We start from the raw sequence: 14,179 nt of genomic DNA, 5'->3' as shown, positions 1-14,179 counted from the left end.
AAATCAGTCATCAGGAGGGTGGTGAGTGTCAGTCATTGAGGAAACAGCGCCGGGTAAGCTGTACATAGCGGGTGAATACGCCGTTATCGAGCCCGGTAATACAGCTATTCTCGTCGCCGTTGACCGTTTTTTGAGAGTACGGCTCACCCCTTCCGAAAAGGCTGGTTCGCTTACCTCCAATCAATATGGACGCCTACCCGTACGCTGGCACCGGAATGGTGATCAACGTCTGGTGTTGGATCAGGAGGAACACCCTTTCTCCTATGTGCTCTCAGCCATCGATGTGACCGAACGCTATGCCATGGAGCAGGGGCGCGAGCTCGGCTTCTACCATCTGGATATTGATAGCCAACTGGACGATTCATCCGGGCGCAAATACGGTCTGGGCTCAAGTGGTGCGGTCACAGTAGCTACGATCAAAGCGCTCGCGCGTTTTTATGCTCTGGCACTTTCGCCCTTGATGCTCTTTAAACTGGCGGCATTGGCACAAATCGATATTCACCCCAATGGCTCCTGTGGTGATTTGGCGACCAGTGCCTATGGCGGCTGGATAGCCTATACAGCGTTCGATCGTCAATGGGCGCGCGACACTCGTGAGCACGCAACAGTGACGGACATGCTGATGCGTGAATGGCCTCATCTTGATATCCGCCACTTGAAAGCCCCACAGGATCTTCGGCTGTTGATCGGATGGACCGGCGCCCCCGCTTCAACACCGGCGCTCGTTGCCATGGTTCAGTCCCGCAAAGGAAACAGTGAAACACATTATGACGAGTTTCTCGCAGGTGCAAAGACCTGCATGAAAGCGATGGTCGATGCCTTTGATCAAGCGGATACGCAATCAATTCAGGATCAGATTCGCGTCTATCGTCGGCTACTTCATTCGCTGGGTCAAAGTGCTGCCACCAATATTGAAACACCGGAACTTCACCTGTTGTGTGAAGAAGCAGAGCACTATGGGGGCGCTGCAAAAACATCCGGTGCAGGGGGTGGTGATTGTGGTATCGCCATTTTCCATGCCCATGATGACATGGCGGCTCTGTTGGAAGCATGGACCTATAACGGTATTCTTCCCCTCTCTCTCAAGGTACATAACGAAAAAAGGCATGCTGCATGAGCCATTCGCAACGCAAGGATGATCACGTCGCTCATGCGGAAGCGCTGTATCAAGAACGTAGAATCAACGATTTTGATCATATTGACTTCGTTCACCACTCGCTACCCAATGTGAACAGCGATCATGTCTCCCTCATCACACAATTGGGCGATATCGAGTGGCCATTGCCTTTCTATATCAATGGCATGACCGGCGGAAGCCTCAATACAGGCAAGATCAATCAGGCGCTGGGTGAGGTTGCGCGGGCAACCGGTGTCGCCATTGCCACAGGATCACAAAGTGCGGCGCTCAAAAAGCCCGAACTGGCTCCCACCTTTAGTATTCTAAGGGAACAGAATCCCGACGGTTTCATTATGGGTAATGTCGGTGCGGGTACTGCACCTGATGCCGCAAGAAAAGCTGTTGAGATGCTCCAGGCCGATGCACTACAAGTGCATATTAATGCGCCGCAGGAACTGGTCATGCCTGAGGGAGACCGCGATTTTACCCATTGGCTGGATAATATCGCCGAAATCAAACGCCATGTCAGTGTTCCTGTCATCGCCAAAGAGGTAGGTTTTGGCATGAGCGAAGCAACCATTCAAGCGTTACAGGCAAGGGGTATTTCCCTTATTGATGTCAGTGGGCGCGGCGGGACTAACTTTATCGCGATAGAAAATCAGCGTCGTGAAGCGCGAGAACTTGGCTATCTGGAGGGATGGGGGCAATCCGCAGTGGCTTCCTTGCTGGAGGCCAGTCTCGTTGCAGGCACGTCTGCATATACGCCGAGCGGGGAGACTATTTTATTGGCCTCTGGTGGGGTCAGAACGCCGCTTGATGTCGTTAAAGCACTGGCGCTGGGCGCCAAGGCTGTAGGGGTATCCGGATTTGTGCTGCATGAATTGCTCACTCATGGCACCGAAAGTGTGATTGCCACACTAGAAGACTGGAAAAAACAGATTCGATTATTAATGACGATGGTCGGTGCCGCCTCCATTGATGCACTCAAACAGACTGACCTGTTGATTCGTGGCCCTCTCAAAGAGTATTGCGAACTTAGGGGGATATCCCCGCTTGAGTTTGCTCAGCGTAGAAAGCAGAGAACATAAGAAACAAGGAACATTGAAAGCAAATGGGCTAATGTTACATCTGTCCAGAAAGGGTCGTTGCCCAACAGGTATCGACCTTCTTTCCTTTTGCTCTATTTTTATTTTATTCTATAACGGTCATTCTGTTCTTTTCCTACCTTGCTTCTCAAAATTCAGCGAAGCTCCGTCTTCTCCCCCACGGACTTTTCATTCCTGACACTATGCCTTAGTCACACTGCCAGGCTTACCTATGGCACTCCCCATTAGCCCGGTATAGACTCATGATGGTCAAAAGCCGGTATCGCTCTCTTTTTCATCAAATACACCCCTTCAGGAGTTCCCGTGGCTTATCGATTTCCGTTGACCGTCCGTGGCTATCACATTGACGTCTATCAACATGTCAATAATGCGAGCTATCTACAATTTACCGAGACCGCACAGTGGGAGCTTTTTGACAATAGCGGATTTCTTCACTGGATGACCGAACGTGGCATTGCCTTTGTCGTCGTTAACATTAATATCAGTTATCGTACGGCTGCTTATATGAATGACCGACTCGTTGTTGAATCGACATTTCATCCCGTCACACAAGGAAAGAAAAGCGGGAAGCTTACGCATGCAATATACCGCGATGAAACACTGATTGCGCAGGCAGAAGTCACCTATTGCTGTATAAACCTAAAGGCTGAAAAAGCGCTGCCAATGGAAGGTGAACTGCTTACCCAAATCGAGCATCTTGTCAGCAGTGAATAAGGAGTGCTCTGTGATGAAGAAATTGCCACTAACCTGACAATAATAAAGGAGCTGACAAGCGTCACCATATGAATGTACCTGTACTTGAAACCAAACGCCTATTGCTGAAGCCGTTATCCTCCGCAGTAGCAGAGCAAATGCAGCACCTTTTCCCCCAATGGGACATTGTACGTTATTTGGGCAGTCATATACCCTGGCCTTATCCTGAAGAGGGTGCCCGTGACTATATCGAAAACATCGCCATACCGGCCATGAACAAAGGCAACTCGTGGAATTGGGGAATTTACCGCAAGGAAGCGCCAGATACCTTTATAGGGGAGATCGTTGTTCGTATATCCGAGACGGAAAACCGTGGTTTTTGGCTTGACCCACAATGGCGGCGCAACGGCTACATGTCGGAAGCCTGCAAGGCTGTCACTTATTTCTGGTTTACCACGCTCGAACAACCGCATTTGACGATCACCAAAGCAGTAGAAAACGAAGGATCACGCCGCATTTCCATCAATGAAGGGATGCATTGGGTTAGTACAGAGGAAATGTCACTGGTAGGGGGCACGCTTCCTGTTGAGCGTTGGGAGATCAGCCGGGAAGCGTGGCTGGCGCATAATATCGGTACCTGATTATCCATGTTTACCCAAGTGGCAAATAACAGTCATCGTACCGGAGGGCAACGGCCTCTCCGGTACGTAAAAGTTCGGATAACTGGGTACTGAACTGCGCAGAAACCGGATCCAACATATGGCGACGACAAGAGGCACCAATTGGCGTTAGCGACCGATCAGATCCAGCATGTAGCGAGGTAATGCAAAGGCTGCCTGATGTACTTCAGGGGTATAGTAACGTGTTTTCAGGCCGCTCTCGGCAAACCGACGTTCCAGTTCTTCAAGGGGTACCCGTCGCGATTCAGGGTCCAAAGCCCCCCAACCAAAACTCATACTGCCGCCGACATAGGTCGGTATTGCTGCATGATAAAAATGCCAACCGGGAAAATGCGGTGCCAACCGTTTAGCGGTATTGCTCAATTCCTCGGGCTGGAGGAAAGGCACTCCATTCTGAGTAGCAAGAATACCTCCTTCGTTGAGGCGGTTCCTGCATAACTCATAAAATCGTTCGGTAAAGAGCGTCTCCGCAGGCCCGATGGGATCAGTGGAGTCCGTAATGATCACGTCAAACGTTTCATCCGTTTCTTCCAAAAACCTGAGCCCATCATCAATAATCAGACGTACGCGTGGATCGTCCAGACTTCCCGCAGAATGATTCGGCAAGTATTTCAGGCACATGTCAATCACGGCCTGATCAATCTCGACGGCAACAATTTCATCAATACCAGCATGCCGAGTGAGTTCACGGATGATTCCGCCATCCCCTACTCCAACGACCAATGCTTTTTTTACCTTGCCGTGAGCGAGCACAGGAACGTGGGTAAGCATTTCATGATAAATGAATTCATCCTTTTCCGTTGTCTGAATAGCACCATCAAGGGCAAGGACACGGCCAAAGAAAGGGTTATGAAAGATAACCAGATCCTGGTGGTCGGAGCGACCATCATAGATCAACTCATCAACATCCAGACACTGCCCATAATCTTTATGCAGTGTTTCCTGATACTGTTTCAAATGAAGGCTCCCTGTAACGGATAATAAGAGAACAATAGGCACACATGAAAATCATATTACTCAAACGCGACTTGCACCTTCATCAATTTTTACACCCGAGCTCCGCCCATCAGCTGGCTGCTACCCTTGGAAGGGAGAGTCGGATGAGAGAGAGTCGGATGCAAGTAACGACATCGAATGATCAATAAGCGCTGGCAGCTGTCAGTGCAGCAATGTCATCAGAAGAAAGCTCCAGACGCGCCGCTTTTTCAAGACTTGCCAACTGCTCCAGTGACGTGGCGCTTGCAATCGGCGCAGTAACACCGGGGCGTGAAATCAACCAGGCCAACGAGACCTCTGCCGGCGTTGCATGGTTGCGCTCAGCCACATCTTTCAATGCTGTCAGGATGCTGACACCACGCTCATCGAAATATTTGCCGAGGAACTGCTCGCGTGATGTACCCGCAATATCGTCCTTGCTTTTATACTTCCCTGACAAAAAGCCGGAAGCCAGGCTGAAATAGGTGATGACACCAATATTTTCACGAATACACAAGTCGCTCAAAGCACCTTCAAAGCCACTTCTATCGTAAAGGTTGTATTCGGGCTGAAGAACATCGTAACGGGGTAATCCTTCACGCTTGGCAACATCCAGTGATTCCTGCAACTGAACCGCATTTAAATTGGAGGCCCCGATTGAGCGTATTTTGCCTGCATCCAACAGCTTCTGATAGGCGCTCAGGGTTTCCTCATAAGGCGTGTTGGGGTCAGGCCAATGTGAGAGATAAAGGTCAATGTAATCCGTCTGCAAGCGACGTAGCGAATCATCTACCGCTTTGGAAATCCATTGCGCGGATAGCCCCTTTTTGTCCGGCGCAAGCTCTGCGCCTACCTTGGTAATCAACACGACTTTTTCACGTGCTCCCGGGCGAGCCTTGAACCAACGGCCAATAACGGCTTCGGAGGTGCCCGCTTCATTACCAGGTGCCCATGCTGAATAGACATCCGCGGTATCGATGGTATTGAACCCGGCCTCTAGCCATGCATCCAGCAAGTCAAAGGATTTTTTTTCGTCTGCCGTCCAACCGAACACATTGCCACCAAATACCAGCGGTGACACTTCCAACCCCGTGGTTCCCAGCGCACGATTTTTCATAACAGGACTCCTTTTGAGTAATGATCTTTCTTGTACCGATAGCTTACCCCACTGACGCCCAGGACGATAGGCAACATCAGTTAAAGATCAGGTCCTCAATGCCATTTTGATACATAATGTAGATGAAAGCCCAAGTTGATATGCCTGATGCCAGAAAACCAACGCCAACGATTCGATACTAAAAGTCTATACCAAGAAACCAATGCCAAAAAACGGATGCCCAAAATGTTATCGCCTATTCGTTTACTGCCTTTCGAAGAGCACCACTTTGATCTTCTGATGTCCTGGATTACATCCAGGGAAGCCCATGTGTTCTGGACAGGCCCATTGGTCCCCTACCCTCTTACGCATGCCGTGTTAAAAGAGACTTTGGATGAAAGCAGGGCTCAGCTTCCCGTGCGCCATTGCTGGATGGCGGAAGATAGCGATGGTCAATTGATCGGGCACTTGGAACTGGTACTGGATTGGGAAAACCAGGTAGGCCGGCTCGCACGTGTCATTGTGGCACCCGACCACCGGGGCAAGGGCTATGCAAGCCACATGGTCAAACAGGTATTGGAGCATGCCTTTGTTCGGGATGGGTTGAAAAGAGTTGAGCTGAATGTTTATCCTCAAAACAGCGCAGCCGTTAAAACTTATCGCCGGCTCGGTTTTAGGGAAGAAGGTATTAGACGTTCTTCAGCCCAAGTAGGAAACCAGCGCTGGGATACGATGATCATGGGGCTACTTACCCATGAATGGGAAAAAGAGCCGTTGACAAAGGATGCCTGATCCAGCGACAGAACATGACCTGGCTGGCGGTACGGTCTACCTTGTCGCCGGAGGCACACACGCAAAAAACCGCCCCGTTGATTACCAGGAGGCGGCTTTCGTGTCCCGTTAAAAACGGTTAAATACTTCTATACCGGGATCATGCTTGTCATAAGGCTTTCCGTTAACATTTTTTCTGTTAACGTCTTTCTGTTAATAGCTCGTCCGTTAATGCCCTATAAACTGATTAGCATGTCATCCAAACATCATGCAGTGAGTGCCTGTTCTGCGAACAATGAACACTCTTAGAGGCCTTTCTCCAATAGCTCGGGCGCAAAGTAAGTCATGATAAGGTCAGCACCCGCACGGCGAATCGAACCCAGAGTTTCACGAATGACAGCTTCTTCATTGATTACACCAGCCTGCCCAGCGAAGCGGATCATCGCATATTCACCACTCACCTGATACGCCGCCAACGGCAACAGGCTCTCACGACGAATATCCGCGATCATGTCGAGGTAAGCCAACGCGGGCTTGACCATCAAAATATCAGCACCTTCATTCTGATCCAGCAATGATTCGCGAAGTGCTTCACGGCGATTCATCGGGTCCATCTGATACTGTTTGCGATCGCCTTTAAGCTCACTACCCGCTGCTTCACGGAATGGGCCATAAAGTGCGGATGCCATTTTAGTGGAATATGACATGATCGGTATGTGCGAATAGCCAGCTTCATCCAATGCCAGGCGAATGGCTTCTATCTGCCCATCCATTGCTGCGGACGGTGCAATGATATCGGCGCCGGCTTGAGCCGCAATGACAGACTGTTTGCCAAGATTCACAATAGTCGCATCATTATCAACCGTATCGTGCGCGATTACCCCACAATGTCCATGAGATGTATATTCACAGAAACAGATATCAGGGATAACCGTCATTTCCGGTACGGCATCTTTAATCGTGGAGACCATCCGGGAAACCAGACCATCTGATTTCAATGCATCGCCACCGATGTCATCCTTATGGTGGGAAATACCGAATGGCATGATAGATGTCAGGCCTAATTTGGCCAATCGTTCAGCCTCTTTAGCCAGTTGGGACTCGGGAATTCGGTATTGGCCCGGCATACCCTCTATAGGCTTGAACTCATCGGTGCCTTCATCAACAAAAATAGGGTAAACCAGCTGTTCGGGAGCAAGCCGTGTTTCGCGGAAGGTATGGCGCATTTGTGGTGTACGACGCAAACGACGCATACGCACTTGAGGAAAGTGAGAAGACATGGAACACCTCATGGAAAATATGAGATAAAAAGCGGTAGAAACGATTGCGACAGTCGCAAAGCAATCGTGCCCCTGAAACAAAGGAGCAAAGATGACAAGAGGTCAAAAGTTTGCTTCGTTATTCATTGGCTGTGGTTTTCACTGACTATAGTTTATCACAATGCTAAAGCGAAAATGAGCACACAATGGCTATCACCGCAATTGACTGTCTTTACTGCCTCGCCGATTGAAACCCGTTGAATGCGGATGAGCGCGATCCCACTCAGCCTGACATTCAATACAGAGCCTGACACCGGGAACCGCCTCACGGCGTGCTTGGGGAATTTCCTCTCCACACTCTTCACACCACTGAAGACTCGGCCCTTTTTGCATACGGCTGCGCGCTTCACTCACGGCATCTTCTACTGTGCTGTCAATCTGATCCTGAACTGCACCATCTCTTGACCATCCGCCTGCCATAGTCCTCTCCTTACTACCAAGTTAAGCCGCCCTCTTACATGCTGGTTGATGACTGAACACCGGTTATATAAAGGATATGGTGTTATAACCACAATAAGTCAAGTTTGCACCGGACATATGCCATCAGTAATGAGATTATTGAAAAATCATCTAGTCACTGTTATTTACTTGGGCATTCGTGGAAATACAATGACAAACCAAAAGGTACACGTGACACACACTTTTCCAAGGATTATGTATAACGTGTCGTCCAATCGTGAGAAACTGAGAGTGATTCAACAAAAAATTTCAAAAAAGAATCAACTCAATGCGCTCCAACACCATTACAAACAAAATAAAATCACGTTCGATACTGAGAGAAACAATGCAACCTATTGATTCTACAAATAAAGTAATACGACGCCATTTTATACGTCGCGCTTGGCATCTTCTAAAACCCTATTTCACATCGGAAGAACGATGGAGTGCCTTATTACTATTGGTTGCTACATTATTAATGAACGCGGCAGTGGTGGGAGTCCAGGTTTATCTGACCAATTGGAATGGCCGTTTTTATAATGCATTGCAACAATATAATATCAGCGCCTTTCCCCGGCTGGTCATAACCTTTTTTATCGGATTGGCTTTTTTTATCGCGTTGGTCATGCTCGGCTACTATTTCCAAAGCCTTTTACAGCTGCGGTGGCGTCGATGGTTAACATACGCCTTTTCAAGTAAATGGATTAATCATTCCCGATACTACCAGCTGGAATTGAACTCCCAATACTCGGATAACCCAGACCAGCGTATCACAGAAGACATCGACAACCTGACGAACTTGAGCCTCTCTCTTTTCATCGGATTATTCGGTTCAGTGATCACTCTGGTCAGTTACCTGATCATGTTGTGGCACATATCAGGAAGCCTCGATTTCACTCTGTTCGGGCACCATTTCTCAATTCCACACTATATGATTGTGGTGGCCTTCATTTATAGCATGCTCGCCAACTGGCTTGCTCATCTGGTCGGCAGAAAACTTATTTCGATCAACTATTACAAAGAAAAAGTGGAAGCCAATCTACGCTTCGGATTGATTCGCCTGCGTGAAAATGGGCGGGCTATAGCACAAATGGATGGAGGTGAGGTTGAAAAAGCACAAATTGCCGACCGCTTCAAGGATATCTGGTATGCCACTCGTGCATTGATTACCTATACAAAAAGGCTAACGGGATATTCCACCGGTGTTCTCAATCTGGGGAATGTCTTTCCTCTTTTCGCCGCAGCGCCACAGTATTTCACCAAACAAATTACCTTGGGCACGTTGATGCAGACCTCATCTGCATTCACCAATGTACAGTCCTCTCTTAGCTGGTTCGTGAACAGCTATCAGGATTTAACCAGCTGGCGCGCGGTAATTGAGCGTCTGGACAATTTCAACCTTGCGCTTGATGAACTTCCAGAGCCCATGCATCGTCCAGGGCAATCCTATGAAAGCAGTGAAAATACACGGCCGGAACTCAATGACCTTGAACTTGCATTGCCTCAAGGAACATCAATGTTATCTGTTGATGAGCTAATACTTAACAAAGGCGAGCATACCCTTATAGAAGCACCTTCCGGTTCAGGCAAGAGTCTTTTATTTGGCGTCATGGCCGGTAATTGGCCTTTCTGGAAAGGCCGGGTGAGAATGCCAACATCCACTTTCTTCGTCCCACAAACGCCTTATTTGCCTATAGGCACGCTCTCTGAAGTGCTCGCATATCCGGGAGAGACCAAAGCATATCAACGTGAACAGTTGGAAGATGTCCTTCGTAGCGTCGGGTTGCCCCATCTTGTCAATGAACTGGATGAACGAGCTCACTGGGAGCGGCGTTTGTCACCGGGTGAAAAACAGCGTATCTCCTTCGCACGCGTGCTTCTTAAAAAACCGCAATGGTTGTTTATGGATGAAGCCACTGCCGCTTTGGACCTCTCGGCTGAACAATCGCTCTATCAGTTGCTGATCGAGCGTCTTCCGAATACCACCATTATCAGTATCGCGCATAAAAACACATTGGCGCATTTCCACCCACGAACGGTGACACTGGTGGGCCATCGTCAGGCCGCGAATGCCAAATAGGCTATTGCTCCTCAAGGGAGCACCTCCCGATGTCTCATTGAAGAGGGCGAGCATTCATGACTCTTTTTTAAGTGAAACTTGAGTGCTCGCCCAAACGCCACTTTTCCCTATCTCCCCTCCTTCCTGCATGCTATATATTCTTGTGAAGAAGAAAGCTACAAGGATATCGGTGGTCGGAGAGAGACAATGGAAACGGAAAATAAAAAAATCCAGCCTATATGTGGGGTAATGATACGCCCCCACTTCCTACGCAGATCATGGCAGTTAACCAAACCCTACTGGACATCAGAAGAAAGATGGAGTGCACTCGCCATGATGATTGCCATACTTCTGATGGCGGTCGCAATGGTGGGTTTGAATGTTTACATCTCATACTGGAATCGTCAGCTTTTCAATGCATTGCAAAACTTTGATGACGGTGTGTTCCCCAGATTGGTTCTCTATTTTCTCATTTATCTGATCGTATTTATTTCCATTGCGATATTTCAGTACTTCATTCAGAGCCTGTTGCAATTGCGTTGGCGGCGATGGCTCACATTCCATTACATCGATAAATGGGTCAATCATTCACGCTATTATCAACTTGAATTGGACCACCACTACTCGGATAACCCTGACCAGCGTATTACCGAGGATATAGACGCTTATACCCACCTGAGCCTTTCTCTCTTTATTGGATTGTTCAGCTCTATTCTGACACTCGCCAGCTTTATCGGCATGCTGTGGCACATTTCCGGGAACCTGACATTCTCGCTGGGAGGGCATACCGTTGTTATTACCCATTACATGGTATGGGTGGCTATTATTTACAGTTTTGTGGGTAACTGGCTGGCCCATGTTATCGGACGCAAGCTGATTTCCATTAACTATTATAAGCAGAAAGTCGAGGCCAACCTCCGCTTTGGTCTGGTGCGCTTGCGTGAAAATGGTAGAGCCATTGCACAAATGAAGGGTGACAGCACCGAACGTGAACAAATAAAAACAGGATTTCATGCTATCTGGGAGGCAACACGCGCACTCATTAAATACAACAAACGATTGCTTGGTTATAATAGCGGTTTTTCCAATTTGGCCAGTATCTTTCCCCTCTTTGCCGCTGCTCCGCAATACTTTGCCAAACAGATTACCTTGGGCAATTTGAGCCAAATCAGTATGGCATTCGGCAATGTACAGTCATCACTTAGTTGGTTTGTTAGTAGTTATTCGAGTTTAGCCAATTGGCGAACCGTTATCGAGCGTCTGGATAATTTTAATGATGCACTGGACAAATTACCGGAGCCGACCCAGCGCCCCGGTCAACTATTCAGGCAAGAAGAAAACGCAAGGCCCGAGTTATCCAGTCTTGAACTGAAGCTTCCGGATGGCACCTCAAAACTGACAATTGATGACCTGGTTCTCAATAAGGGCGAAAATACACTGATTGAAGCCCCTTCGGGTGCGGGCAAAAGTCTTCTGTTTGGGTTATTGAGCGGTAATTGGCCGTTCTGGCAAGGCAAAGTTACCATGCCGACCTCCACTTTTTTTATTCCACAAGCTCCCTATTTGCCGATAGGAAGTCTGAAAGAGGTACTGGCCTATCCATCCATGGCTGATCATTACAATGATGATAGGCTTGAAGAGGTCCTTTGGGATGCAGGCTTGCCTCAATTGATAAAAGAACTTGAAACACGAGCGCATTGGGAAAGAATACTCTCCCCCGGCGAGAAACAGCGTATCTCTTTTGCACGTGCACTATTACGTCGGCCGCAATGGCTATTTTTGGATGAAGCGACTGCAGCCCTCGATCTCTCGGCAGAGCAATCACTTTATCAGCTTCTCAAGGAGCGTATGCCAGGAACAACACTCGTCAGTATTGCACACAAGAATACACTGATGCCTTTCCATCCACGCGTGATTGTCCTGTCACAACTTGAAGGAACCCATGCGACCCCGCACACCCTATCAGACTAATTCCCACACCATACAAGATTAATCAGTAAGCGTTTTAATGTCTTTATAAAAATCAAGGCACTCTCTATAACAAGAGAGTGCCTTTTTATTGTTGATATCAAAACCTTTTCTACACCTTAAAAAATAATATTTTCTTAACAAATAAATTAAGCAAAAAATAAGACTTCCTCGAAAGTTGATAGCGAGAGCTTGGTTGAAGTGCTAAACATAATCTATTGGACAAAGAATATAAAATAAATGTCGATCAATATGAGTGTTATAATATTCTTTTATAAAAATATGTTACATACGTCATACACTCATACACAATCGCGTAAGTGCATGAACAGACAGTCAATTCATGCCGAATAAAAGAAAAATGATAACTTACTGACCCTTTAAGGAGAAATATTGCCAATATAAGACTTATATAACAAAACTTGTATGGATTGAATTTTTTTATTCAATTGCACTATAATAACCGCCTTCTTCATTCGGGCATGACATATTTAAAACTAATTCTTTAATGTAATGAGTGATAAATATCATTCTCAATGAATACCAATTCGGGGAAACCCGGGTTATATATAAACAGGCTTTTTATCCTTATGGATAATGCACTGGGATTGAATAATGAAACTGATTAAATACTCTCTCATCTCCTTGGCTTTGGCAGGTGCTGCAGCCTCTGCCCCATCCATGGCAGCAACGGGAACGGTTCACTTCAAGGGTGAAATCGTTAAATCAAGCTGTGACGTAACTTCTGATACCAACAATCAAACCGTTGATCTGGGAAGATGGCCCAGCAGCCAATTTCAGCAGTCAGGTGATACAACACCTGCAAAAGCATTCACGCTGAAATTTGAAAACTGTGATTCAGGTAATTACACCGTCCGTTTTGATGGCAACAACCCTTCTGGACATCCGGATCTTCTAGCGGTGACCGGTGGTGCTACCGGTGTTGGCATTAAAATCACTGACGAAAGCGGTAACGTTTATCCTATTAGTGAGGAGTCCCCCACCTCTGGGCTATCAGTTATCTCTGCCGGTTCTGACAAGACAGCTACGGCTAACCTCAAGGCTCAGTATGAGTCTTATGCTGATACCGTTGGCGCAGGTGATGCCAATGCGGATGCAACCTTTGCCATCCAGTATCGTTAAGTAAAATCGCCGGAGGAAAGCCTCCGGCACTTCTTGCTTAAGGGGGGAAATATAAATGATACCATTGCGAAAAAGCCTGACAGCTTCAGCGTTATTACTGTCATGTATAACTGCCTATACACCGGCAAACGCGGCCATTCAGGTACTTTCAACACGAGTCGTTTATTCCGGCGATTCGAATGCCGCCACATTGGATTTGGTCAATAACGCAAAGCAGCCTTACATGGTACAGAGCTGGTTGGACACGGGGGATCAAACCCAAATCCCCAAAGGGCTTCCAATGATAGTCACTCCGCCTCTTCTGAAACTGGCCCCAGGCCGCCATGCATCATTACGCTTTATTTATTCGGGGCATGGGCTTCCAGGTGACAAGGAATCTCTGTTTTGGGTAAACGTTCAGGAAATTCCGCCTGAAGCGAAGCAGGCCAATGTTCTCCAGATTGCGATCAGGACACGAATCAAGCTGTTTTATCGTCCAGCAGGGATCGATTCCAGTCTGGATAATGCCTCAAAATCTCTCAAATGGACATTGAAGGGCAATGCTCTTTATGTCAGCAACCCATCGCCCCTACATATCACTTTTGCTTCTTTAACAGCCAAAGATGGACAACATACGGCCAATTTCGATACTGACATGATCAATCCAGGGCAAACCGCCGAAGTTCTTCATGGTGCATTGGCAAAAGCGCTGGCGACAAATCATGCGTTTGGATTTGAATATATCAATGACTATGGCGGCTATGACCATGTCAACGCACAGGTAGAGGCATCTACGCAGTAATCACGTATTCAGCCGTCGCATCAGGACAGTAAC

The 14,179-nt window shown here is 47.7% G+C and carries 13 protein-coding genes; 9 read left to right on the top strand and 4 right to left on the bottom strand.

Features of this window, described 5'->3' with window-relative positions; all coding sequences use genetic code 11:
* The first annotated feature begins 25 nt into the window (after positions 1 to 25).
* The 4 genes from LMG33818_RS05620 to LMG33818_RS05605 all read left to right on the top strand — a co-directional run bounded on the left by LMG33818_RS05620 (position 26) and on the right by LMG33818_RS05605 (position 3,557).
* Positions 26 to 1,117 carry a phosphomevalonate kinase gene (locus tag LMG33818_RS05620; RefSeq protein WP_442322389.1) on the top strand — a complete coding sequence of 364 codons (1,092 nt, stop codon included), beginning with the start codon at positions 26 to 28 and terminating at the stop codon, positions 1,115 to 1,117.
* Entirely contained in the window at positions 1,114 to 2,205 is a 1,092-nt protein-coding gene (fni, locus tag LMG33818_RS05615; RefSeq protein ID WP_442322388.1) for a type 2 isopentenyl-diphosphate Delta-isomerase, read from the top strand. Before LMG33818_RS05620 ends, fni begins: the two co-directional genes overlap by 4 nt.
* 321 nt (positions 2,206 to 2,526) lie before the next feature.
* Entirely contained in the window at positions 2,527 to 2,937 is a 411-nt protein-coding gene (locus tag LMG33818_RS05610) for an acyl-CoA thioesterase (protein ID WP_442322387.1), read from the top strand.
* 68 nt (positions 2,938 to 3,005) lie between these two features.
* The gene (locus LMG33818_RS05605; protein WP_442322386.1) at positions 3,006 to 3,557 is read left to right on the top strand and encodes a GNAT family N-acetyltransferase; all 552 of its coding nucleotides are present in this window, start codon (positions 3,006 to 3,008) and stop codon (positions 3,555 to 3,557) included.
* A gap of 147 nt (positions 3,558 to 3,704) precedes the next feature.
* On the opposite strand, the gene speE is transcribed toward LMG33818_RS05605, so the two are convergent.
* Together speE and LMG33818_RS05595 are read right to left on the bottom strand one after the other, a co-directional pair.
* On the bottom strand, positions 3,705 to 4,553 hold the full coding sequence (speE, locus tag LMG33818_RS05600) for a polyamine aminopropyltransferase (protein WP_442322385.1): 849 nt from the start codon (positions 4,551 to 4,553) through the stop codon (positions 3,705 to 3,707).
* Between the two features lie 181 nt (positions 4,554 to 4,734).
* Positions 4,735 to 5,688 carry an aldo/keto reductase gene (locus LMG33818_RS05595; RefSeq protein WP_442322384.1) on the bottom strand — a complete coding sequence of 318 codons (954 nt, stop codon included), beginning with the start codon at positions 5,686 to 5,688 and terminating at the stop codon, positions 4,735 to 4,737.
* Between the two features lie 225 nt (positions 5,689 to 5,913).
* Between LMG33818_RS05595 and LMG33818_RS05590 the strand changes: the two genes are divergently transcribed.
* Positions 5,914 to 6,459: a GNAT family N-acetyltransferase gene (locus tag LMG33818_RS05590; protein WP_442322383.1), complete on the top strand. Its 546-nt coding sequence runs from the start codon at positions 5,914 to 5,916 to the stop codon at positions 6,457 to 6,459.
* Between the two features lie 284 nt (positions 6,460 to 6,743).
* On the opposite strand, the gene hemB is transcribed toward LMG33818_RS05590, so the two are convergent.
* Entirely contained in the window at positions 6,744 to 7,718 is a 975-nt protein-coding gene (gene hemB, locus LMG33818_RS05585) for a porphobilinogen synthase (RefSeq protein WP_442322382.1), read from the bottom strand.
* Positions 7,719 to 7,910: 192 nt separating this feature from the next.
* Positions 7,911 to 8,177: a DksA/TraR family C4-type zinc finger protein gene (locus LMG33818_RS05580; RefSeq protein ID WP_442322381.1), complete on the bottom strand. Its 267-nt coding sequence runs from the start codon at positions 8,175 to 8,177 to the stop codon at positions 7,911 to 7,913.
* 364 nt (positions 8,178 to 8,541) lie between these two features.
* Here LMG33818_RS05580 and LMG33818_RS05575 point away from each other — a divergent pair, with 364 nt between their 5' ends.
* The 4 genes from LMG33818_RS05575 (at position 8,542) to LMG33818_RS05560 (ending at position 14,146) form a co-directional block, all read left to right on the top strand.
* The gene (locus LMG33818_RS05575; RefSeq protein WP_442322380.1) at positions 8,542 to 10,275 is read left to right on the top strand and encodes an ABC transporter ATP-binding protein/permease; all 1,734 of its coding nucleotides are present in this window, start codon (positions 8,542 to 8,544) and stop codon (positions 10,273 to 10,275) included.
* A 186-nt stretch (positions 10,276 to 10,461) separates the two neighbouring features.
* Entirely contained in the window at positions 10,462 to 12,225 is a 1,764-nt protein-coding gene (locus tag LMG33818_RS05570) for an ABC transporter ATP-binding protein/permease (RefSeq protein ID WP_442322379.1), read from the top strand.
* Positions 12,226 to 12,837: 612 nt separating this feature from the next.
* Entirely contained in the window at positions 12,838 to 13,365 is a 528-nt protein-coding gene (locus tag LMG33818_RS05565) for a fimbrial protein (RefSeq protein ID WP_442322378.1), read from the top strand.
* 55 nt (positions 13,366 to 13,420) lie between these two features.
* Positions 13,421 to 14,146, top strand: coding sequence for a fimbrial biogenesis chaperone (locus LMG33818_RS05560; protein WP_442322377.1), 726 nt, complete (start codon positions 13,421 to 13,423; stop codon positions 14,144 to 14,146).
* Positions 14,147 to 14,179 lie beyond the last annotated feature (33 nt).

Origin of the sequence: Cernens ardua (assembly GCF_051251085.1) — a bacterium.
In the GTDB taxonomy this organism is placed as follows: Bacteria; Pseudomonadota; Gammaproteobacteria; order Pseudomonadales; family Halomonadaceae; genus Cernens; species Cernens ardua.
The sequence above is the reverse complement of the archived record's forward strand: the minus strand, read 5'-3'. Positions and strand labels throughout refer to the sequence as shown.